The following is a 21,286-nucleotide window of genomic DNA, read 5'->3' as shown; positions in this document are numbered from 1 at the left end:
CCGGCGTGCCGAGGAGCTGGCGCGTAAGCGCCGCGAGAAGCCCACGACAGCCACGGACGGCAGCCAAGGACCTGCTCAAGGACCCGCTCAGGCTGACGGGCCGCCCGCGGCGGGGATGACGGCTGCCGACGATGATGAGGGATAGGGCAAGAAGCCGGATCATCCGCGTCCACGAAGCGATACGCGACCCCCTCGCACCAGAAGCCGGGCGTGATGAGGACCGGTGCTGCCTCGCCCGTCACGCTGCCCCCTGAACACACGGAGCCTGAGGGGAGGCCCCGGCACGGGCCTGGGCGTCCGGACGGGCAACAAGTGCGTAGGTGCACCCCTCCGAATCAACTGCTCGTAGAACGAAGGGGATTCCGGCCGCAAGACCATCCATGGCCCAACGGAACTCGACCGCATCGTCCAGCCACGCACGTACCGCGCCGTCGTACGGGGCGCCTAACTGCTGCGCCACGTGCTCCGCCCGCGTCCGGACCCAGCCCAGGGCGCGGCCCGGCGAGTACGACGTCCAGACACCGAGGCCGATCGAGGAACCGTCCGGATGGCGGGCCGTGGCCTCCGTCCGGTAGACCACGGGTTTCGAGGCCGTCAGGCGCTGAGCGGTGCTGGTGCCGGGCGCGGTGCCGAGGCGTCGCATACGGCCAACTCGGCCCACACGGTCTTTCCGGTGCCGTCCCGGTCGACGCCCCAGCCACTTGCTAAGACGTCCACCAACACCAAACCACGCCCACATTCCTCGTCCTCCTTGGCATCGTTCATCACGGGTAATCCGTCGCTCGCATCCCGCACCTCCAGTCGGAGGCGGCCGTCCGCCCATGCGAACCCGACGCCGACCTCCGGGCCGGCGGACGCTTGTGCCTGCACGGCGTTGGTGACCAGTTCGGACAGCAACAGCTCGGCGGAGTCGGCCAGTTCACCCTCGACACCCCAGATCTGGAGGTCCTGGCGTAGTGCCTTGCGGGCTTGCGCTGTGCTCTGCCGGTCGCCGGGTAGGTGGTAGGCCGCAGCGGGCTGTGGAGCAGCCGCAGGTCGTGTTGCTGCTGGTCGGGCGCGTGTGGACATGGCTATCCCCTTCGTGCGCGTGACGGAGCGGCATAGCCATGCAACGCAATTAGGCGAGTGCGTTGCGTGACGACTCTCAACGTAGGGGAGCGTTTGGTGGTGACGCAAGCAGGATGATCGCAAATTTGCGATGACTCTATGTGTGGGCTCGGATTGGCCTGGTGTCGCCCCAAGGCGGCAAACTGAGGCGGCCGTTGAAAGGAGGGGGCATGCCCGCAGGTGGGAAGGCGACGGTGCGAAGCCGCAGGCTCGGAACCGCTCTGAAACGTCACCGGGAAGCGGCCGGCCTTGATCAGGCCGATGGTGCTGAGGCGATCCTGAAGTCCGTTTCCAAGATCAGTCGTCTGGAAAGCGGGCAGACGTCCGCCTCGGCCTTGGAGGTCCGCACACTGCTGGATCGCTACGGCGTGGAAGACGCCGAGGAGCGGGCCCGGTTGTTGGAGTGGGCTCGCAAGAGTAATGAGCGCGGTTGGTGGATCGACTATCAGGAGATGGTCCGGCCTGGCTACGCGGACCACATCACGCTTGAGAACGATGCGACGTGTATCCGCTCCTGGTCCCCCACGCGGATTCCAGGTCTGTTGCAGACCCCGGACTACACAGAAGCTGTCATCACCATAGGCCCCAAGTTCATTCCATCTGACCGGGTTGTGGAATTGGTGAAGCTACGACAGGAGCGACAGCGCAGGATCGAGGAAGGCGGCACGCACTTCACGGCGATCATCTGGGAACCGGCCGTCACCGCGCTGACTTGTGAGCGCCATGTGCGCACCGGCCAGTTGACGCATCTCCTTGAGGTGAGCCAGCGGCAGAACATCACGCTTCAGCTCCTGCCGGCAGCTGAAAGCCTGATCGCTGGAATGTCGGGTGCCTTCGTGGCCTTCTCGTTCGGCATGGAAGCGAACGTGGAAGCAGTGACGCTGGAGAATCCGGCGAACACCAATGTCGTGGAGGCGCCTGAGGATCTTGCCCTCTACGTCAATGTCTTCGATCAGCTACGCTCGGCGGCATTGTCGCCTGATGAGACCACCGATCGTATCCGGCAGATGCTTGACGGCGGACCGCAGCGCAGGGAGAGGGATCGTGAAGCCTGAGATCGTCAGCGCGTTTCGCAAGTCGTCCTACTCGGGTCAAGAGGGAGACTGCGTAGAGGTCGCCCACACTGCTGACGGGGGGCGTGTAGTACGTGACAGCAAGGACCCCGCCGGCCCACACATCGCCCTCGGCGTGGGTGCTTGGGCCTCGTTCATAGAAACGCTCAAGACGGACCCTTACGCGGCCCTCTGAGGCCATCCGCCAGCCTGGCGGCAGGTAGGGAGCGTGCGAACGACAGTAAGTGCTCCCGGACCAAGCTCTTGACCTGGGGGCGCTTGCCGCCGTTCGCAGTCTCACCGCAAGTCCTCAAGCGCCTTCAGGATGAGTCCCCGCGCCTCTGCGCCGTAAACGCCCATGCTGCGCAGCTGCTCGAACGCCTTCAGATACAGGGCGATTTCGGAGGCCTGGGTAATGTTCACCTCTGCCGACACCAACTCGACCGAGGCGAGGGTTTCGTCGTATACGTGAAATGTCTCGTGCGGCAACTGTGCCCGCTCACGCGTCGCCATCGGGATGATCCCGAGCGACACAGACTGCAGGGCGTCGGTTGTCAGCAGGTAGTCCAGCTGGGCCGCCATTATCTTCGCGTCTCCGAGCTGGTGGTACAGCACCGCTTCTTCGATGAGTAGAACGAATCGGCGCTCTGGGTCGTGGATGACTCGAGAGCGCTCAACCCGTGCCTGCGCGGCCTCCGCGCTGTCGTCGAAGGGAAGTTCCTCAAATTCGGCGACCGTGCGCAGCACTGCGGCCGCATAGCCCTCGATCTGCAACAGGCCGGGCACGAGGGTGGAGGAGTAGATGCGGAACAGCCGGGTCTGTTGGAACAACTGGGCCAAACTGTTCTGGAGTGGTTTCAGCCCGTCGCCTATCGTGTGGCGCCACTCGGTGTACGTCGACTCGGAATTCGGTGACTGCGGCATTGCGGGCATCCTTGTGCATCCAGTAGGGGCGTCGTGGGGAACAGGGCTATCGTCGGGCTCTGGTGATCACGTTCTGTGACTCGTGCCGTGGACGGCGGACTTCCGCAGGGTGTTCCGCTCGTTCAGTCCGTGCTCACCGGGTTCCGCTCACTCCTGGGCTGCAGCCACCAGCGCCGCGAATTGCGCGAAGGGGGAGGAGTAGTGAAGCGCGGCGTCGCGTACCTGGGCGTATCGCATCACCTCCACGGCCTTCGTGATCAATTCGATGTGGAGGAGGGTGTCTGCCTCATCGAAATGCAAGAGGGTGATGAACCGTGAGTCGAAGATCCAGAAGTCTTCGGCGGGTAGTTGGAGCCGCTCGGCGTCGGCACGCCACAGGTTGCGCATGTCCTCGCCTGTGGCTGAGTTGCGCTTCGCGTTGTTGAGTAGATACAGCTGGCCGGTAGTCGGAGGATTGTCGACGATGCGCACCCGGCCGACGCGCTTTCCGGCCGCCGTCTGTGCACGCATGTTCCTGCACCATTCATTATCGAGATCCCATGCCACTGTGCCCGTCTCGACGAACTGGCGGTAGGTCTCGTTCTCGCGGTCGGAGGCGTAGCCACGGCGACTCTCCAGGCGCCATGCCGAGTGTTCAAAAGTCTTGAAAAGCTCCCTGAACTCATTCCGGTCGATGAGAGTGGACACGTGGTGGCCTCCTATGGCTTCATTCAGCCCTGAGCGAGCTCTCTGAATTCCATGGAATCAGTGTGCGTTGAGGGCTCGACGGGCCCCGTTTATGACGTTCTGCGCCTTGGAGCCGTAGACCGCCGATTTCTGAAGCGTGTTCCAGACCTTCATATATGTGGTGATGCTCTGTGCGTCGTCCAGCCACAGCTCCGCGTGCCAGTCCTCAACGATCGCAACCCGCTCATCCAGTACCCAAAAGGCGTTGGCCGGCGGGATCTTCAGCGGTGCGCTGAAGGGCACAATCCCCAATTCGACCGTGTCGAGGCCGATGACACCCGCAAGGCGGTCGAGCTGAGCGGCGAGCACCGAGGGCGGGCACACCAGAGCGTGCAGCACCGCCTCCCACATGATGATTCGGTACTTCTTCCCCGCCTTATACAGACCTTCTTGCCTTTGCAGGCGTGCTCGAACCGCGTCCTCGGTGTCGCGGGGAGACTCGTGCAAGCTGGCATAGCGTGTGAAGATGTGTCGTGCGTAATCAGCTGTCTGAAGTTGCCCCACGATCATGGCCCCTTGCCATGCGTGAAAGACGGAAGTCCGCACGTGTTCCGCATTGTGGGTGTCCTGTACGGCTCTGTGCCCCGAGGCGAGTTGTCGGCGCCACGAGCGCACCTGGGATTCCAGGGCGGCCATCCGGGAAGTCAATTCTCCTGCCGCTTCCGGTTGGCTGGTGGCCTCTGCCCAGGCTCGCAGGTCATCGGCGGTGGCGGTCTGCCGCCCGTTCTCCAGTTTGCTGATCTTGGAGTGTGGCCAGTTAAGCCGTTCGGCAAGTTGGGCTCCGGTGAGCCGACCTTCAGGGCATGAGTGGCGCAGTTCCCTGAGTCGGTCGCCCAGGGCTTCTCGCGCCTGCTGGAAGTCAGTACTCACCGGGCCATTGTCACCGTTGTGCTGCGAGCGTCGCTTCCGCGAACTGCTGATACGGGATGGCGTAATGCCACGCGGCATCACGTGCCTGAGCGTAGCGGTTGACGGCGGCCGGTTCGGTGATCAGCTCGACGTCGATCAGGTTGTCCGAGTCGTCGAAGTTGAGCAGGGCGACGAGCCGGGAGTCGAAGATCCAGAAGTCTTCTTCCGGCAGCTGGAGTTGCTCGGCGTCGGCACGCGAGAGGTTGCGAATGTCTTCGCCCACGGCGCTGTTCCGCTTCGCGTTGTCGAGCAGAGCTGTCCGTCAGTCGGAGGGTTGTCGACGATGCGGACTCGCTCGAAGCGCTTCCCGAGCGCGGACTGCTCCCGCCGCTTGACGCACCATTCCGAGTCGACGCCGTCCCACACCACGGGCTCGCCCCGGGTGAACTGGGCGTAGGTTTCGGTGTCTTCGTCGCTCGCATAGCGGCGCCGAGTCTCCAGTCGCCACGCCGTGTGCTTGAAGGTGGTGAAGAGCCGACCAAATTCGACCAGGTCGATGATGCGTGGCACGCGGGTGGCCTCCTTCGGGCCGAAGTCAACCAGCAACGTACGTGGTAAGACGATCGCCGTCTCGCCCTCGGACAGGTGCTGGAGCTGGGTGATGTCGTCGCGCTCGGTGAGCGGCGGGCCGTGCACGATGATCTCACCCGTGTCCAGGTCCTCATGGACGGACGGGCATCCGTCGCCGCCGCTTCCGGTGCCGTTGAAGCGCAGTCGCCTCATGATCGTGTCCCTTCGTTCGGACTGACTCGTCCAGCATTCAGGGGCTCGAAGCCCGGCGGTACAGGGTGCTCCCAGCTGCGTAAGAAGAATAGAGAAAGCCCAGTCGCGGCGCGCGAAACTTCGAGAAACTTTCCTGGCGGCGCCCGCTTGCGGGTCCCTAACGTCCCGTCCATGACCACACCGGACAAGCGGCGTGAGAGCGACCCGGTCGAGGCAGCCGATTGCCTACGAGACGCGCCGGCCTCCGACGAGACCACCCACCCGTTTCAGCAACGTGACGACGCGTCGCCCGAGCTGCGGCTCGTGGAGCTGACGCAGGTCCGGGCGGAACACCGCTGCCCCCAGTGCGAAGACCTGGAGCACAGCCGGAAGCAGGCCGAATCCGAACGGGATCTCAGCAAGGTGACCGACTTCAGCGTCCTGATCGCCCGCCATCGCGCGAGGCACCAGGTGACGCCGTAAGCGCGGTGCATGAACGGGCCCGTCGTCGGCACGGCAGCCCGTAGAACCGCCGGCCTTTACACAGGCGGCGCTGACGAAGACTCCCGCCCCGGCCGCCATTCCCTGGCAGGACACGGCCGGAGCGGGGTGGGCCCACGAGGGGCCCTCGCACGTGCACGACGACGCGCGGACCGACCGCGCGCCGACACAGCACCTGAGGAGAGCACCATGCGATATCGCCTCGATCCGGTCAAGTACGGCGGCGATGAGGACGACAACCAGGGCGGCAATCCCAACGGAGGCTGCGGCGACGGCCAAGGCTGCGGCCGTCAGTAGTCCGTGGGCAGGGCGGCCCTCGTCCGGCTACCCGGGCGAGGGCCGCCCGTTCGGACCAGCGCAAGCGAGGCGTTCGCATCAGGGAGAGAGATGACCGGACCCCACCACCACGCCTACGTCTGGCTCGGCAGCGGCGACGTTCTCGTCAAGCCGGGGGACGCTCATCGGCGACCGGGCCACAAGGAGTTTGCGTCCGCGCAGGTGATGCCGCTGGAGTGTGCGGACTGGCTGCTGAAGCCGGCCGACCGGATCGAGGCGACGTTCGAGGAACCGAAGGAGGCGGCCGACTGGTACGACGCGCAACTCGACCACTACGTCGAGCTCTTCGTCGGCTCCTACCCGCCGAGGCCGTTGTACGAGGAGACCGTACGGGCCCTGTCCGCCGGTGAGGACCGGGTCGGGGGCTGGTGGGTGAGCGGGGGACGGTTCCTCTCGTTGAATCTGATCGCCTGTAGTCCGCACCGGGTGCGAACTGATCTCGCGTGCCCGCTGCGGTAGTCCACCGCAGCCCACTAAGGAGCTGATCCGCGCTGCCCTGGACGGAAGTCAGAGAGGTGGAGCGGGCGCGTTGAGGCAGGTGCACGCACCATCGGACAGTGGCTAGTCGGCGGTGGTGAATGAGTGGAGGGTGTCCTCACCCGTGGTCCACCAGACGCCGAGCCGTTGGCGGGTCAGGCGCCACCCGCCGGTGTCACGGGTGAACTCCCAGTCGTAGGGGCCGCCCATGGCATAGGGCGAAGCGGTCGTCCCGGGGTCGGCGACGGCCACGAACCACATGTAGCCGATGCCGGTCGCCCGGTCGCCCTGCACCTCGAAGTCCGTGTTGAGGAGGTGGTGCTGCATGCTGGTGTACGGCGCCTCGGCCTCGATGACCTTGGCCAGGATCGCCTCCCGGCCGTGGACCCGCTGCCACGGACCGAACTCCAGGACCGCGTCCTCGGCCCAGCACTCGATCCAGGTGCGCCAGGCCTTGCGGTCCAGCGCCCGCCAGCCGTGGATCAGCAGCGCACGCAGGGACTCCTTGTCCTCCAGGCGCTGCAGGCGTCGTGCGAAGGTGTCGTCGTTGCCGGGGGAGACGGACACAGCTGCTCCTCTGAGAGGGATCACGGACCACGGCGTCGGCCGAGGACGAGAGCGTTCGCGTCGGCCGGATGCGCCGGATGCGGCAACTCTGTGCCGTCGGCGCCACTCGGCCAGGACGGGCCGAGGCCGGGTATCGCACACCCAGGCACCGGGCCGGATGTGCGCCTACGTCCGTTGCCGGGAGCCCCGTGCTCAGCCGGTCCGCTCGGCCGGGGTGAAGTAGCTGCGCGCGGCCGGAAGGAGCAGCACCACGGCGATCGCGGCGGTGCACAGTTCGGGGAGGTACCGGTAGACGACCGAGAGATCGACTCGGAGCACGTTCATGTTCATGTTGATGTCGGTGAGTACGAACATGAGATAGAGGGCGCCCAGGGCGATCAGCGCCATCCGCGCCCAGTTGCGGCCCTGTCGCATCCAGCAGGCACACAGCAGCAGCGCCGCGCTGACCAGGGCGAGCCCCCCGGCGGAGACCACGGTCTGCTGCACAGCCCCGGCCCACCCCAACTGGCCGCGCAGTTCCCGGAATCCGGTGGGCGGGATGACGAAGGTGTCGAGTGCCCAGCCGCCGACGTCGAGCAGGACGACGAAGAACGACAGCCGGAAGGCGATCTCCACCACGTGCGGGGGCCTGGGGCCTGCCACGGTTCGGAACATCAACTCTCCCTCTCCTGCGGGTGCATCCGCCGGTGACCAAGACGGCGGGCGGCACCCAGGGGTTCCGGCCCGTGGTGCGTCACGGCCGGCCGTGGTGATGCCCCATGACCTCGTGAGCCAGTCTGATCAGGTCCGGGATCCGCGGGTGCCCCGGGCCGTCGCGCCAGGCGATGACGACGGGGACGGGCGGGGCGTCGGTCAGGGGGACGTACGCCATGGCCGGGTGCGGGTGCATATCGGCGGTGGCGGAGGTGGTGACGCCCACGGCGCGGCCGGCGGTGATGGCGGCCAGCCAGTCGTCGGTGTTCCCGATGGTGATCGTGGAAGCGGGGCGGGCCGAGGGCGGCCACAGGTCGAGGGAGGTGATCCCGGAGACGGTGTTGACGGCGATGGTGCGGTCGGCCAGGTCGGCGAGGGAGAGGGCGGTGCGCTGTGCGAGCGGGTCGTCGGCGGGCAGTCCGGCCACTCGGGGTTCGGTGGTCAGCCGCTCGGTGATCAGGCCCGGTACGCGGACCTCGCCGCGCAGCAGGGCCGCGTCCACCTCGCCGCGGGCGAGACCGGCCGTGCGGTCGTCGATGCGGAGGAGTTCGAGCGGGGTCGACGGGTGCTCCTCGTGCCAGCGGCGGAGCAGCGCGGTGGTGTCCGTACCGGCGCCCGCCCAGGCATGACCCAGCCGCAGTGGCCAGGCGGTGTGGTGGGCGTAGCCGAGCGCCCGGTCGAAGGCGGCCACCGCGACCGCGGCCCGGTCGCGGAAGGACAGACCGTCGGGGGTGAGCGCGAGGTGATGGGTGGAACGGTCGACGAGGCGGACGCCCAGGGCCTGCTCCAGCTGGCGCAGGGTGCGGGAGACGGCGGGCTGGGTCAGATGCAGCCGCTCGGCGGCGCGGGTGATGCTGAGGGTGTCGGCGATGGCGAGAAAGCAGCGGAAATGACGCAGCTCGATGCTCATGCGTGCGGAGCATAACAACAGGGGAAAAGGCATTTCACGGACCGGAAGGGCGGGCCGTAGCGTGGTGGCGTGAATGCTTCGCCCGAGAGCCCCGATGGCGGGACCCCCGCCACCCCCGCCCCTCCCATCCACACCATGCCCGCCGATCACGGCGGGCTGCCGCACCCCATACCGCCCTCGCCCGAGGTGCTGACGGCGGAGGCGCAGGCCGGGACCGCCGGCGCGGCGGGCGCGCGCGGGCGGATCGGGTCGGTGGCGCTGGTCATCGGCGGGATCGTCTCGCTGCAGTTCGGCGCGTCGGTGGCGGTGTTGCTCTTCCCGCGGGCCGGTGCGCTGGGCGTGGTCACGCTGCGGCTGGTCGTCGCCTCGCTGGTACTGCTGCTCGTCTGCCGTCCCAAGGTCCGTGGCCATACGCGGGGCGACTGGGCCACGGTGCTGGCCTTCGGCGTCGCCCTGGCCGGTATGAACTCGCTCTTCTACGAGGCGATCGACCGCATTCCGCTGGGCGCCGCGGTCACCCTGGAGTTCCTCGGCCCGCTGATCCTGTCGGTGGCGACCTCCCGCAGGCTGCTGAGCCTGGTGTGGGCCGCGCTGGCCCTGGGCGGCGTGGTGCTGCTGGGCCACGAGGGCTTCGACGGGCTCAATCTCACCGGAGCGGCGTTCGCGCTGGCGGCCGGCGGGCTGTGGGCCGCCTACATCCTGCTCTCCGCCCGTACGGGACAGCGCTTCCCGCAGGCGGACGGACTGGCGCTGGCGATGACCGTCGGGGCGCTGCTCAGCCTGCCGCTCGGCATCGTCAGCGCGGGCTCCGCACTGCTGAACCCGGTCACGCTGGGGCTGGGCGCCGCGGTCGCCCTGATGTCGTCCGTCCTGCCCTACACCCTGGAACTGCTCGCCCTGCGCAAGCTCCCGGCCTCCGGCTTCGCGGTGATGATGAGCCTGGAGCCGGCCGCCGCGGCCACCGCCGGATTCCTCGTACTGCACCAGGCGCTGGGCTGGGCCGAGGTGCTGGCGATCGGGCTGGTCGTGATCGCGAGCGTGGGGGCGGTACGGAGCGCGGGGGCGGCTTCGCACTGAGCCGGGCGCACCCGTACGGCTGAGGTGACTCGGCGGGGTCCGGCGCCCCTCACGCCGTGCCCCGCCGCCGTCAGCGCGCCGTGCCCCGCCGCCGTCACCGCGCCGGCCCCCGCCGTCACCGCGCCGGCCCCCGCCGTCACCGCGCCGGGTCGGGCCGGGCGAACGGATTCTCCTCCCGACGACGTCATGTGTCGCCGCGGCCGGTGAGATCAGGCCGGTTCGACGGAAGATCCAGGGGCCGGTCCCTGGGCTGAACCGGCACCCGGCTTGCCCGACGGCGAGGCGAAACCTCGACGTCACAGGCCCTCTGCAGGCCGCGGCACCGGCCGAGGACCGCCGGGTGGCGGGCCGGCGGAGGTGTCTCCATCCACTCGCCCGACCAGAAAATCATGCAGGCGTGCTTGATTGTTTCTGGTCGCGCTGCCACGCTCGGAGCGCACCCGCACCACACCGCACCCGTACGGCCGCAGCGCTCCGCCGCGGCCGTCGCCGTTTGTCAATGCGCCCCGCTGCCCCGGCAGTTGGGTGGATGAGGGGAGTGTCGCGTGTCCGATCCCGGCGCCGTACTGGCGGATCTCAGGGCGGAGAGCGAGGAGCTGGACGCACTGGTCGCCGGGCTGCCGGCCGAGCGCTGGGCGACCCCGACGCCCGCCGAGGGCTGGACGGTTGCCCATCAGATCGCCCACCTGGCCTGGACCGACCGGCAGGCGCTGCTCTCGGCCACGGACCCGGACGGGTTCGCGCGGGCCGCGCAGGAGGCGCTCGCCGCACCGCTCACCTTCGTTGACGAGGCCGCCGAAGCCGGTGCGCGCACACCGCCCGCCGAGCTGCTCGCGGACTGGCGGGCCGGGCGGGAGGCGCTGCGGCGCGCGCTGGCGGAGCGGCCCGAGGGCGGGAAACTGCCCTGGTACGGCCCGCCGATGAGCGTGGCCTCGATGGCCACCGCGCGGCTGATGGAGACCTGGGCGCACGGGCAGGACGTCGCCGATGCGCTGGGTGCCGTACGGCCTCCCACCGCACGGCTGCGGCATATCGCCCGGATCGGGGTCCGGACCCGCAACTTCGCCTATGCGACGCATCAACTCACCCCGCCGGACGAGGAGTTCCGGGTCGAGCTGCGGGCGCCCGACGGCACGGTGTGGGAGTACGGGCCGCCGGATGCCGCACAGCGGGTGACCGGTGAGGCGCTGGAGTTCTGTCTGCTGGTGACCCAGCGGGCGCACCGGGCCGATCTGCCGTCCGTACGGGCCGAAGGGGCGGACGCGGAGCGCTGGCTGGAGATCGCGCAGGCGTTCGCGGGGCCCCCGGGGAAGGGCCGGGAGCCGTCCGGGAAGGCCGCCACCTCGTGAGTGACAGTCGCACCACGGGCCTCGCGGAGGGCACCGGCCCCATACGCCCCATCGGCGCCGACCCCGCCCTCCTCCGCATCGGTAACGCCTCCGGCTTCTACGGCGACCGCTTCGACGCGCTGCGCGAGATGCTCACCGGCGGGCCGCTGGACGTGCTGACCGGCGACTACCTCGCCGAGCTGACCATGCTGATCCTCGGCCGGGACCGTCTGAAGGACCCCACCCGCGGATACGCCAGGACCTTTCTGCGGCAGCTGGAGGACGGCCTCGGGCTGGCGGTCGAACGCGGGGTGCGGATCGTCACCAACGCGGGCGGGCTGAACCCGGCCGGACTCGCCGACGCCGTAAGGGAGTTGGCGGACAAGGTCGGCGTGCCCGTGCGTGTGGCGCATGTGGAAGGCGATGATCTGCTGGCGCGCGGAGGGTGGGGCGAGGGGGTGCTGACCGCCAACGCCTACCTGGGCGGCGGGGGCATCGCCGCCTGTCTGCGGGCCGGCGCCGATGTGGTGGTGACCGGGCGGGTCACCGATGCCGCGCTGGTCAGCGGCGCGGCCCAGGCCCACTTCGGCTGGCGGCCGCAGGATCTGGACCAGCTGGCCGGTGCGGTGGTCGCCGGGCATGTCCTCGAATGCGGCACCCAGGCCACCGGCGGCAACTACTCCTTCTTCGGCGCCCATGACCTGCTGCGGCCCGGCTTCCCGCTCGCCGAGATCGCCGCCGACGGCAGCTCGGTGATCACCAAACACCCGGGCACCGGCGGCGCGGTCACCACCGGCACGGTCACCGCCCAGCTGCTGTACGAGACGGCCGGGGCCCGCTATGCCGGGCCGGATGTGACGGCGCGGCTGGACACCGTACGGCTGACGGAGGAGGCGCCGGACCGGATCCGGATCGACGGGGTGCGGGGCGAAGCGCCGCCGCCGACCCTCAAGACCGGCCTGACCCGGCTCGGCGGCTGGCGCAACGAGGTCACCTTCGTCCTGACCGGGCTGGACGTGACGGCCAAGGCCGTGCTGGTCCGGCGGCAGATGGAGGCGGCCCTCGACGCGGCGGAGCACCGCCCGGCCGAGGTGCGCTGGACGCTGGCCCGCACCGACCGGGAGGACGCGGCGGTCCAGGAGGAGGCGAGCGCACTGCTGCGGCTGGTGGTGCGGGACCCCGACCAGGACGCCGTGGGCCGGGTGGTCAGCGGCGCCGCGGTCGAGCTGGCGCTGGCCAGCTACCCGGGCTTCCATGTCACCGCGCCGCCCGGCAAGGGCACCCCGTACGGGGTCTTCGAGGCGGTGGCGGTGGACGCGGCCGGGGTGCCGCATGTCGCCGTACTGCCGGACGGCACCCGGATCAGCAGTCAACCCGCGCCCGGCACCCAGGAGTTGGTGCGGCTGCCGGACCCACCGCTCCCCGAGCCGCTGCCCGCCGGGGCCACCCGGAGCGGCCCCCTCGGCCAGGTAGCCGGAGCCCGCAGCGGCGACAAGGGCGGTTCGGCGAACGTCGGGGTGTGGGCCCGCACCGACCAGGCCTGGCGCTGGCTGGCGCACGAGCTGACCGTCGAGCGGTTCCGGCAGCTGCTGCCCGAGACGGCCGAACTGCCGGTCGACCGGCACGTACTGCCGAATCTGCGGGCGCTCAACTTCGTCGTCGACGGGCTGCTCGGCGAGGGCGTCGCCGCGCAGGCCCGGTTCGATCCCCAGGCCAAGGCCGTGGGGGAGTGGCTGCGTTCGCGGCACATGGACATACCGGAGGTGTTGTGGTGACCGTGCTCGGAACCGGGCTCGATCCGTCGGGCGCCGAGTACGCGGAGCGTCGTACGGCGATGCTCGCGAAGCTGGCGGAGATCGAGGCCGAACACACCAAGGCGACGGCGGGCGGCGGGGAGAAGTACGTCGCCCGGCACCGCAAGCGCGGCAAACTGCTCGCCCGGGAGCGGATCGAGCTGCTCGTCGACCCCGACACCCCGTTCCTGGAGCTGTCGCCGCTCGCCGCCTGGGGCAGCGCCTCCCCCGAGTACCCAGTCGGCGCCTCGCTGGTCACCGGCATCGGCACCGTCGAGGGCGTGGAGTGCGTGATCACCGCCAACGATCCGACGGTACGCGGCGGCGCCAGCAACCCCTGGTCGCTGAAGAAGGCGCTGCGGGCCAACGAGATCGCCTTCGCCAACCGCCTCCCGGTGATCTCCCTCGTCGAGTCCGGCGGCGCCGACCTGCCCAGCCAGAAGGAGATCTTCATCCCGGGCGGGGCGCTGTTCAGGGACCTGACCCGGCTGTCCGCGGCCGGTATCCCGACCGTCGCCGTGGTCTTCGGCAACTCGACCGCGGGCGGCGCGTACGTCCCGGGGATGTCCGACCACGTGATCATGGTCAAGGAGCGCGCCAAGGTGTTCCTGGGCGGCCCGCCGCTGGTGAAGATGGCCACCGGCGAGGAGAGCGACGACGAGTCGCTGGGCGGCGCCGAGATGCATGCCCGCACCTCCGGGCTCGCGGACCACTTCGCGGTGGACGAGCCGGACGCGCTGCGCCAGGCCCGGCGGGTGGTCGCCCGCCTCAACCGGCACAAGGCACAGCCCGATCCGGGCCCGGCGGCGCCGCCGAAGTACGACGAGGAGCAGCTGCTCGGCATCGTCCCCGGCGACCTCAAGGCGCCGTTCGACCCCCGCGAGGTCATCGCCAGGATCGTGGACGGCTCGGACTTCGACGAGTTCAAACCGCTCTACGGGCCGAGCCTGACGACCGGCTGGGCCGAGCTGCACGGCTACCCGGTCGGCATCCTCGCCAACGCCCAGGGCGTCCTGTTCAGCGCCGAGTCCCAGAAGGCCGCCCAGTTCATCCAGCTGGCCAACCAGCGCGACATCCCCCTGCTCTTCCTCCACAACACCACCGGCTACATGGTCGGCAAGGAGTACGAGCAGGGCGGCATCATCAAACACGGCGCGATGATGATCAACGCGGTGTCGAACTCGAAGGTCCCGCACCTGTCCGTCCTCATGGGCGCCTCCTACGGCGCCGGCCACTACGGCATGTGCGGCCGCGCCTTCGACCCCCGCTTCCTGTTCGCCTGGCCGAGCGCCAAGTCCGCTGTCATGGGACCGCAGCAGCTCGCCGGGGTGCTCTCGATCGTCGCCCGCGCGTCGGCGGCGGCCAAGGGGCAGCCGTACGACGACGAGGCCGACGCCGGGCTGCGCGCGATGGTTGAGCAGCAGATCGAGTCGGAGTCGCTGCCGATGTTCCTGTCCGGGCGGCTCTACGACGACGGAGTCATCGATCCGCGCGACACCCGAACCGTCCTCGGCCTGTGTCTGTCCGCCCTCCACAACGCCCCCGTCGAGGGCGCGCGGGGCGGCTTCGGCGTCTTCCGGATGTGAGGCAGAAGTGATCCGTTCCGTACTCGTCGCCAACCGTGGCGAAATAGCCCGGCGGGTCTTCCGCACGTGCCGTGAACTGGGCATCTCCACCATCGCCGTGCACTCGGACGCGGACGCCTGCGCCCCGCACGTACGGGAGGCCGACACCGCCGTACGGCTCCCGGGCAACGCCCCCGCCGACACCTACCTGCGCGGCGATCTGCTGGTGCGGGCCGCACAGGCCGCGGGCGCCGACGCGGTCCACCCCGGCTACGGCTTCCTCTCCGAGAACGCCGGATTCGCCACGGCGGTGGCCGACGCGGGCCTGGCCTGGATCGGGCCGCCACCCGCCGCCATCGAGGCCATGGCCTCCAAGACACGGGCCAAGGAGCTGATGGACCGGGCCGGGGTGCCGCTGCTGGCCCCCGTCGCCCCCGGGCAGGCCACCGAGGCCGATCTGCCACTGCTGGTGAAGGCGGCGGCCGGCGGCGGCGGTCGCGGAATGCGCGTGGTCACCGAACTAGCCGCCCTTGAAGGGGAGTTGAAGGCGGCCGCAGTCGAGGCGGCGTCCGCGTTCGGCGACGGCGAGGTGTTCGTCGAGCCCTACGTCGTCGGCGGACGCCATGTTGAGGTGCAGATCCTCGCTGACGGCCACGGGACCGTCTGGACCCTCGGTACCCGCGACTGCTCCCTCCAGCGCCGCCACCAGAAGGTCATCGAGGAGGCCCCGGCCCCCGGGCTGTCCGAGGAACTGCGGGCCACCCTCCACCGGGCCGCGGACCGGGCGGCCCGCGCCATCGGCTACCGGGGCGCCGGCACCGTGGAGTTCCTGGTCGACCGCACCGGGCGGGCCTACTTCCTGGAGATGAACACCCGCCTCCAGGTCGAACACCCCGTCACCGAGGCCGTTTACCGCCTCGACCTGGTCGCCCTCCAGCTGAGCATCGCCGAAGGCCGCCCCCTGGACCCCGAACCCCCACAGCCCCACGGGCACGCCGTGGAGGCACGGCTCTACGCGGAGGACCCGGCGGCCGGCTGGCAGCCGCAGACCGGCACCCTGCACCGGCTGGCGCTGCCCGACGGCGTCCGGCTGGACTCCGGTGTGACCGACGGCGACACCATCGGCGTCCACTACGACCCGATGCTCGCCAAGGTCATCGCCTGGGCACCGAGCCGCGACGAGGCCGTACGGAAGCTGGCCGGCGCCCTGGAACGAGCCGCCGTCCACGGCCCCGTCACCAACCGCGACCTGCTCGTCCGCTCCCTGCGCCACCCGGAGTTCACCGACCCCGGCGCGCTGGACACCGGCTTCTACGACCGCCACCTCGCCGAGCTGACCGAGGCCGGCGCCGACGGGGCGCCCCTCTTCGCCCTCGCCGCCGCCCTCGCCGACGCACACGGCCGCTCCCGCTTCGGCGGCTTCCGCAACGTCCCCTCAGGACCCCAGGTCAAGACCTACGCCTGCGGAGGCACCGAGCACACCATCCGCTACCGGCTCGGCCGGGACGGACTGCGGGCCGAGGACTTCCCCGGCGTACGGCTGCTCGCCCTCGGGCCGGACCGGGTCGTGCTCGAAAACGACGGACTGCGGCGCCCGTTCGCGATCGCCCGCTACGGCGACCGCGTCCATGTCGACGCCCCACCGGCCCCGGGCGGGGCCACCACGCCCACCTCCCACGCCTTCACCGCACTGCCCCGCTTCCCCGACCCCACCGCCCGTACGGAGCCCGGCTCCCTCCTGGCGCCGATGCCCGGCACCGTCGTACGGATCGCGACGGGCCTCACCGAGGGCGACCCGGTCGAGGCCGGCCAGCCGCTGCTGTGGCTGGAGGCCATGAAGATGGAGCACAAGATCACCGCCCCCTCCGCAGGCACCCTCACCACACTCCCCGTCCACCCGGGCCAGCAGGTCGAAGTGGGCACCCTCCTGGCTGTCGTCACGGACTGACCAGAGCCACCCGGGCGCCTCTTCCTGCCTTCGCCCCACCGTGCTTATGCCACTTCCCCCACCGGGGTGGGGGACGCCACGAGACGCGAGGTGGCGGGGCCGGAGGGGCGGGGTGTGGGGCTTTGCTTCCGAAGGCTCCAAGAAAGAGCAAAGGCGGAGCGCAGCGGAGCGTAAGGCGCAGCAGTCCGACACCCCGCCCCGGAGGCCCCGACACCGCCCACCCACCTGGACCCCCACCCCACAACCCCCCTCCACCGCCGAAGGCGGGAAACGGCGCCGCACCCGGCAACGCACCCGAAGCCGGAAACACACCGCCGCCGGCAGCGAAACGCACCGCCCCCGGCAGCGAATCGCACCGCAACTGACGACCCCCGAGGAGACCCCATGGGCACCCCGACCATCGAATCCGAGGAACACCGCGCCCTGCGTGCGGCGGTAGCCGCACTCGGCAACCGCTACGGCCGCGAATACTTCGCCCGCGTCGTGGCCGAGGGCGCCCACACCGACGAACTTTGGGCGGAGGCCGCCAAACTCGGCTACCTCGGCGTCAACCTCCCCGAGGAGCACGGCGGCGGAGGCGGCGGCATCGTGGAACTCTCCATCGTCCTGGAGGAGTTGGGCGCCGCCGGCTGTCCACTTCTGATGCTGGTCGTCTCGCCCGCCATCTGCGGTACGGTCCTCGCCCGGTTCGGCACCGAGGAGCAGAAGCGCACCTGGCTCCCGGGCCTCGCCGACGGCTCCCGCAAGATGGCCTTCGGCATCACCGAACCGGACGCCGGCTCCAACTCGCACCGCATCACCACCACCGCCCGCAAGGACAGCGGGGACTGGGTCCTCAACGGCCGCAAGGTCTTCATCTCGGGCGTCGACATCGCCGACGCCACCCTGATCGTCGGCCGCACCGAGGACGCCCGCACCGGCCGCCTCAAGCCCTGCCTGTTCATCGTGCCGCGCGACACCCCCGGCTTCGGCCGCAGCCCCATCGCGATGGAACTGTCCGCCCCGGAGAAGCAGTTCGAGCTGACCCTGGACGAGGTGCGGCTGCCCGCCGAGGCGCTGGTCGGTGACGAGGACGCCGGGCTGCTCCAGCTGTTCGCCGGGCTCAACCCGGAGCGGATCATGACCGCCGCCTTCGCCCTCGGCATGGGCCGCTACGCCCTCGGCCGGGCCGTCGACTACGCCCGCACCCGCCAGGTGTGGAAGGAGCCCATCGGCACCCACCAGTCCCTCGCCCACCCGCTCGCCCAGGCTCATATCGAGCTGGAGCTCGCCCGGCTGATGATGCAGAAGGCCGCGCATCTCTACGACGCGGGCGACGACATGGGCGCGGGCGAGGCCGCCAACATGGCCAAGTACGCGGCGGCCGAGGCCGCGGTGCACGCCGTCGACCAGGCCGTCCACACCCTCGGCGGCAACGGCCTCACCCAGGAGTACGGCCTCGCCTCGATGATCACCGCCGCCCGGGTGGCGAGGATCGCGCCGGTCAGCCGCGAGATGATCCTCAACTTTGTCTCGCACCAGTCCCTGGGGCTGCCCAAGTCGTACTGAGAAACGGGATGCTGACCGTGCCGGCCGGGCGGCCCGCCCCGGCCGGAGGGGCGGCTCCGCACCCGCCCCGCCCGCCGTACCCCCGTGAAGGGAAGGCCCAGGCATGGTGTTCCACGTGTTCCACAGCGAGTACGCCGACGTCGCGCCCGTAGAGCTGCCGATCCATGAGGCCGTCCTCGGGCGGGCGGCGGAGTACGGCGACCGGCCCGCACTGATCGACGGCCTCGACGGCGCCACCGTCAGCTACGCCGAACTGGACCGCCGCAGCCGACGGATCGCGGCCGGCCTGGCAGCGTCCGGGCTCCGCAAGGGTGACGTGCTGGCCCTGCACAGCCCGAACACCGTGCTCTTCCCGGCCGTGTGCTACGCCGCCTCGCACTGCGGGGCGGCGGTCACCACCGTCCATCCGCTCGCCACCGAGGGCGAGTTCACCAAACAGCTCCAGGACTCGGGCGCCCGCTGGATCGTGACCGTGTCGGCGCTGCTGGAGACCGCCCGCACCGCCGCACAACGGGCCGGCGGTGTCGCCGAGATCCTCGTCTGCGACCGGGCCGCCGGCCACCGCTCCGTCCTCGACCTGGCGGCCTGCACAGGACCGGAACCGTCCGTCACCCTCGACCCGGCCCACGACCTGGCCGTACTGCCCTACTCCTCCGGCACCACCGGCACTCCCAAGGGCGTGATGCTCACCCACCGCAGCATCGCCACCAACCTCGCCCAGCTAGCCCCGCTGGTCTCCAACGGGCCCGACGACCGGGTGCTGGCCGTGCTGCCGTTCTTCCACATCTACGGGCTGACCGCCCTGATGAACGCCCCGCTGCGCAACGGCGTCACCGTCGTCGTCCTGCCCCGCTTCGACCTGAAGCAATTCCTCACCGCCATCGAGCAGCACCGCATCACGGCCGTCTACGTGGCACCCCCGATCGTCCTCGCCCTCGCCAAACACCCCCTGGTCGCCGACTACGACCTCTCCTCCCTGCGCTACCTGGTCTCCGCCGCGGCACCCCTGGACGCCGAACTGGCCGCGGCCTGCTCCCGCCGGCTCGGCCTCCCGCCGGTGCTCCAGGCGTACGGCATGACCGAGCTGTCCCCAGGCACCCACTGCGTCCCCCTCGACACACCGAACCCGCCGCCGGGCGCCGTCGGCAAGCTGATCCCCAACACCGAGATGCGCCTGGTGTCCCTGGAGACCGGCGAGGACGTGGGACCGGGGGAGAGCGGCGAGATCCTCATCCGCGGCCCCCAGGTCATGAAGGGCTATCTGGGACGGCCCGCCGAGACCGACGCGATGATCGACCCCGAGGGCTGGCTGCACACCGGCGACATCGGGCGGACCGACGGCGACGGCTGGCTCCATGTCGTCGACCGCGTCAAGGAGTTGATCAAGTACAAGGGCTACCAGGTCGCCCCCGCCGATCTCGAAGCGCTGCTGCTCGGACATGACGCGATCGCCGACGCCGCGGTCATCGGCGTCGAGGACGACGACGGCAACGAGGTACCCAAGGCGTTCGTGGTCCGGCAGCGGGGGGCCCGGCTGAGCGAGGACGAGGTGATCGCGTACGTTGCCGGACAGGTCGCCCCGTACAAGAAAGTGCGCCGCGTGGAATTCCTGGCCAGCGTGCCGCGCGCCACCACCGGAAAGATCCTGCGGCGCGAACTGCGCGCCAGGGAAAGGAGCTCGACGCCCCGATGACCGACGCACCCGCGACGCCCCTCGTCCCGCGCTCCCACGAGCACGGCATCACCACCCTCACCCTGGACTCCCCGCACAACCGCAACGCCCTCTCCACCCGCCTGGTGGCCGAACTGCACCAGGCGCTCACCGACGCCGCGGCCGACGACGCCACCCGCGCCGTCGTCCTCACCCACACCGGCGGCACGTTCTGCGCCGGCGCGGACCTCTCCGAGGCCACCTCGGGCACCGCGAAGGACGGCCCGCTGGGCCTGGCCCGGCTGCTGCGCGCCCTCGTGGCGCTGCCCAAACCGGTCGTCGCCCGCGTCACCGGACACGTCCGGGCCGGCGGCCTGGGCCTGCTCGGAGCCTGCGACATCTCCGCGGCCGGACCGGACGCCACGTTCGCCTTCACCGAGGCCCGGCTGGGCCTCGCCCCCGCCGTCATCTCGCTGCCGCTGCTGCCCCGGCTGGACCCGCGGGCCGCCGGCCGCTACTACCTGACCGGCGAGAAGTTCAACGCCGCTGAGGCGGCCAGGATCGGCCTGGTCACCCTCGCCGCCGCCGACGTCGACACCGGCCTCGCGCCCGTACTGGACGGCCTGCGCAAGGGCTCACCACAGGGCCTGGCCGAGTCGAAGAAGCTGGTCACCGCACAGGTGCTGGCCGCCTTCGACCGCGACACCGAGGCACTCGCCGAACAGTCCGCGCGGCTCTTCGGCTCCGCCGAGGCCCGCGAGGGCATGACCGCCTTCCTGGAGCGACGGGCCCCGGCATGGGCGCGCTGACCCCCGCCCGCGGCCCCAAGCAGCCCCAGCAGGAACGCAGCCGCGCCACCCGGCTCAAACTGCTGGAGGCCGCGGTCTCCTGCCTGGCGGAGCGCGGCTGGAGCGGCAGCACGGTCGCGGTGGTCGCCGAGCGGGCCGGCGTCTCCCGGGGCGCCGCCCAGCACCACTTCCGTACCCGCGAGGACCTGTTCACGGCGGCCGTCGAACATGTCGCGGAGAAGCGCCAGGGCGCCGTCAAGGCGGTCGCCCACAACCTGCCACCCGCCGGCTCCGTCGCCCGCACCTGGGTCATCGTCGAGGAGCTCGTCGGCCTCTACACGGGACCGCTGTTCCGCGCCGCGCTGCATCTGTGGGTGGCCGCCTCCGACGAGGACCAGCTGCGTGACCGGGTCACCGCCCTGGAGGCCCGCGTCGGCCGGGAGGCCCACCGCACGGCGGTGGCACTGCTCGACGCGGATGAGGCGGTGGCCGGTGTCCGAGAGACCGTCCAGGGCCTGCTCGACATGGCCCGTGGCCTGGGCCTCGCGAATCTCCTCACGGACGATTCGGCCCGCCGGGCCAAGGTTGTCGAAGAGTGGGCGCGGATCATCGACTCCCAGCTACGTCCCTCCGGGTAGCTGCCCCGCGTTTTCGGCTTTCCCACCGTGTGGGACCTCGCCGTTG

Annotated in this window: 20 protein-coding genes and 1 pseudogene; 13 read left to right on the top strand and 8 right to left on the bottom strand. The window is 70.4% G+C overall.

The features are described from left to right. Window positions 1–594: 594 nt before the first annotated feature. Window positions 595–1,068, bottom strand: a complete 474-nt coding sequence (locus SLV14N_RS15660) for an ATP-binding protein (protein ID WP_263269726.1) — start codon at window positions 1,066–1,068, stop codon at window positions 595–597. 209 nt (window positions 1,069–1,277) lie between these two features. On the opposite strand from SLV14N_RS15660, the gene SLV14N_RS15655 reads away from it, so the two are divergent. Further along, window positions 1,278–2,162, top strand: a complete 885-nt coding sequence (locus SLV14N_RS15655; RefSeq protein WP_263269724.1) for a helix-turn-helix transcriptional regulator — start codon at window positions 1,278–1,280, stop codon at window positions 2,160–2,162. After that, the gene (locus SLV14N_RS15650; protein WP_317633709.1) at window positions 2,050–2,355 is read left to right on the top strand and encodes a DUF397 domain-containing protein; all 306 of its coding nucleotides are present in this window, start codon (window positions 2,050–2,052) and stop codon (window positions 2,353–2,355) included. The genes SLV14N_RS15655 and SLV14N_RS15650 overlap by 113 nt, the downstream gene beginning before the upstream one ends. Window positions 2,356–2,456: 101 nt before the next feature. On the opposite strand, the gene SLV14N_RS15645 is transcribed toward SLV14N_RS15650, so the two are convergent. The 4 genes and pseudogenes from SLV14N_RS15645 to SLV14N_RS15630 form a co-directional block, all read right to left on the bottom strand. Further along, window positions 2,457–3,083, bottom strand: a complete 627-nt coding sequence (locus tag SLV14N_RS15645; RefSeq protein WP_317633708.1) for a DUF5753 domain-containing protein — start codon at window positions 3,081–3,083, stop codon at window positions 2,457–2,459. A 147-nt stretch (window positions 3,084–3,230) separates the two neighbouring features. Continuing rightward, a complete protein-coding gene (locus SLV14N_RS15640) occupies window positions 3,231–3,770 on the bottom strand; it encodes a DUF6879 family protein (protein ID WP_263269722.1) in 540 nt (179 codons plus the stop codon). Window positions 3,771–3,827: 57 nt separating this feature from the next. Beyond that, the gene (locus SLV14N_RS15635) at window positions 3,828–4,679 is read right to left on the bottom strand and encodes a helix-turn-helix transcriptional regulator (protein WP_263269721.1); all 852 of its coding nucleotides are present in this window, start codon (window positions 4,677–4,679) and stop codon (window positions 3,828–3,830) included. 10 nt (window positions 4,680–4,689) lie between these two features. Continuing rightward, window positions 4,690–5,444: pseudogene (locus SLV14N_RS15630) on the bottom strand (DUF6879 family protein). 168 nt (window positions 5,445–5,612) lie between these two features. Here SLV14N_RS15630 and SLV14N_RS15625 point away from each other — a divergent pair. Then, on the top strand, window positions 5,613–5,903 hold the full coding sequence (locus SLV14N_RS15625) for a hypothetical protein (protein ID WP_263269719.1): 291 nt from the start codon (window positions 5,613–5,615) through the stop codon (window positions 5,901–5,903). Window positions 5,904–6,308: 405 nt separating this feature from the next. Next, entirely contained in the window at window positions 6,309–6,716 is a 408-nt protein-coding gene (locus SLV14N_RS15620; protein WP_208681438.1) for a hypothetical protein, read from the top strand. A gap of 102 nt (window positions 6,717–6,818) precedes the next feature. On the opposite strand, the gene SLV14N_RS15615 is transcribed toward SLV14N_RS15620, so the two are convergent. From SLV14N_RS15615 to SLV14N_RS15605, 3 genes are all read right to left on the bottom strand, one after another. Continuing rightward, window positions 6,819–7,301, bottom strand: coding sequence for a nuclear transport factor 2 family protein (locus tag SLV14N_RS15615; protein ID WP_263269717.1), 483 nt, complete (start codon window positions 7,299–7,301; stop codon window positions 6,819–6,821). A gap of 192 nt (window positions 7,302–7,493) precedes the next feature. Then, complete coding sequence (locus SLV14N_RS15610; RefSeq protein ID WP_263269716.1) at window positions 7,494–7,955, bottom strand: hypothetical protein; 462 nt, start codon at window positions 7,953–7,955, stop codon at window positions 7,494–7,496. 79 nt (window positions 7,956–8,034) lie between these two features. After that, window positions 8,035–8,904, bottom strand: coding sequence for a LysR family transcriptional regulator (locus SLV14N_RS15605; protein WP_208681435.1), 870 nt, complete (start codon window positions 8,902–8,904; stop codon window positions 8,035–8,037). Between the two features lie 135 nt (window positions 8,905–9,039). Between SLV14N_RS15605 and SLV14N_RS15600 the strand changes: the two genes are divergently transcribed. The 9 genes from SLV14N_RS15600 to SLV14N_RS15560 all read left to right on the top strand — a co-directional run bounded on the left by SLV14N_RS15600 (window position 9,040) and on the right by SLV14N_RS15560 (window position 21,240). Continuing rightward, on the top strand, window positions 9,040–9,981 hold the full coding sequence (locus tag SLV14N_RS15600; RefSeq protein WP_259670760.1) for a DMT family transporter: 942 nt from the start codon (window positions 9,040–9,042) through the stop codon (window positions 9,979–9,981). Window positions 9,982–10,526: 545 nt separating this feature from the next. Then, window positions 10,527–11,330 carry a TIGR03084 family metal-binding protein gene (locus SLV14N_RS15595; RefSeq protein WP_263269715.1) on the top strand — a complete coding sequence of 268 codons (804 nt, stop codon included), beginning with the start codon at window positions 10,527–10,529 and terminating at the stop codon, window positions 11,328–11,330. Window positions 11,331–11,380: 50 nt separating this feature from the next. Next, entirely contained in the window at window positions 11,381–13,084 is a 1,704-nt protein-coding gene (locus tag SLV14N_RS15590) for an acyclic terpene utilization AtuA family protein (RefSeq protein ID WP_263273170.1), read from the top strand. Then, on the top strand, window positions 13,081–14,688 hold the full coding sequence (locus SLV14N_RS15585) for an acyl-CoA carboxylase subunit beta (protein ID WP_263269714.1): 1,608 nt from the start codon (window positions 13,081–13,083) through the stop codon (window positions 14,686–14,688). Before SLV14N_RS15590 ends, SLV14N_RS15585 begins: the two co-directional genes overlap by 4 nt. Window positions 14,689–14,695: 7 nt before the next feature. Beyond that, complete coding sequence (locus SLV14N_RS15580) at window positions 14,696–16,615, top strand: biotin carboxylase N-terminal domain-containing protein (protein WP_263269713.1); 1,920 nt, start codon at window positions 14,696–14,698, stop codon at window positions 16,613–16,615. Between the two features lie 384 nt (window positions 16,616–16,999). Next, on the top strand, window positions 17,000–18,163 hold the full coding sequence (locus SLV14N_RS15575) for an acyl-CoA dehydrogenase family protein (RefSeq protein ID WP_208681431.1): 1,164 nt from the start codon (window positions 17,000–17,002) through the stop codon (window positions 18,161–18,163). A 103-nt stretch (window positions 18,164–18,266) separates the two neighbouring features. After that, window positions 18,267–19,856 (top strand): 4-coumarate--CoA ligase family protein, encoded by a 1,590-nt coding sequence (locus SLV14N_RS15570; protein WP_263269711.1) that lies wholly within the window; start codon window positions 18,267–18,269, stop codon window positions 19,854–19,856. Further along, complete coding sequence (locus SLV14N_RS15565) at window positions 19,853–20,623, top strand: enoyl-CoA hydratase family protein (protein WP_263269710.1); 771 nt, start codon at window positions 19,853–19,855, stop codon at window positions 20,621–20,623. Before SLV14N_RS15570 ends, SLV14N_RS15565 begins: the two co-directional genes overlap by 4 nt. Continuing rightward, complete coding sequence (locus SLV14N_RS15560) at window positions 20,611–21,240, top strand: TetR/AcrR family transcriptional regulator (RefSeq protein WP_208681428.1); 630 nt, start codon at window positions 20,611–20,613, stop codon at window positions 21,238–21,240. The genes SLV14N_RS15565 and SLV14N_RS15560 overlap by 13 nt, the downstream gene beginning before the upstream one ends. Window positions 21,241–21,286 lie beyond the last annotated feature (46 nt).

This window comes from Streptomyces sp. Je 1-4 4N24, assembly GCF_026239515.1.
Taxonomy (GTDB): Bacteria; Actinomycetota; Actinomycetes; order Streptomycetales; family Streptomycetaceae; genus Streptomyces; species Streptomyces nigrescens.
This window is presented reverse-complemented; position numbering and strand designations above follow the sequence as displayed.

Excerpts from the sequence above, each read along its gene's own strand:
- SLV14N_RS15660 (WP_263269726.1), bottom strand. The coding sequence starts at position 1,068 with ATGTCCACACGCGCCCGACCAGCAGCAACACGACCTGCGGCTGCTCCA.
- SLV14N_RS15655 (WP_263269724.1), top strand. The coding sequence starts at position 1,278 with ATGCCCGCAGGTGGGAAGGCGACGGTGCGAAGCCGCAGGCTCGGAACC.
- SLV14N_RS15650 (WP_317633709.1), top strand. The coding sequence starts at position 2,050 with ATGTCTTCGATCAGCTACGCTCGGCGGCATTGTCGCCTGATGAGACCA.
- SLV14N_RS15645 (WP_317633708.1), bottom strand. The coding sequence starts at position 3,083 with ATGCCGCAGTCACCGAATTCCGAGTCGACGTACACCGAGTGGCGCCAC.
- SLV14N_RS15625 (WP_263269719.1), top strand. The coding sequence starts at position 5,613 with ATGACCACACCGGACAAGCGGCGTGAGAGCGACCCGGTCGAGGCAGCC.
- SLV14N_RS15620 (WP_208681438.1), top strand. The coding sequence starts at position 6,309 with ATGACCGGACCCCACCACCACGCCTACGTCTGGCTCGGCAGCGGCGAC.
- SLV14N_RS15610 (WP_263269716.1), bottom strand. The coding sequence starts at position 7,955 with ATGTTCCGAACCGTGGCAGGCCCCAGGCCCCCGCACGTGGTGGAGATC.
- SLV14N_RS15605 (WP_208681435.1), bottom strand. The coding sequence starts at position 8,904 with ATGAGCATCGAGCTGCGTCATTTCCGCTGCTTTCTCGCCATCGCCGAC.
- SLV14N_RS15600 (WP_259670760.1), top strand. The coding sequence starts at position 9,040 with ATGCCCGCCGATCACGGCGGGCTGCCGCACCCCATACCGCCCTCGCCC.
- SLV14N_RS15575 (WP_208681431.1), top strand. The coding sequence starts at position 17,000 with ATGGGCACCCCGACCATCGAATCCGAGGAACACCGCGCCCTGCGTGCG.
- SLV14N_RS15570 (WP_263269711.1), top strand. The coding sequence starts at position 18,267 with ATGGTGTTCCACGTGTTCCACAGCGAGTACGCCGACGTCGCGCCCGTA.
- SLV14N_RS15565 (WP_263269710.1), top strand. The coding sequence starts at position 19,853 with ATGACCGACGCACCCGCGACGCCCCTCGTCCCGCGCTCCCACGAGCAC.
- SLV14N_RS15560 (WP_208681428.1), top strand. The coding sequence starts at position 20,611 with ATGGGCGCGCTGACCCCCGCCCGCGGCCCCAAGCAGCCCCAGCAGGAA.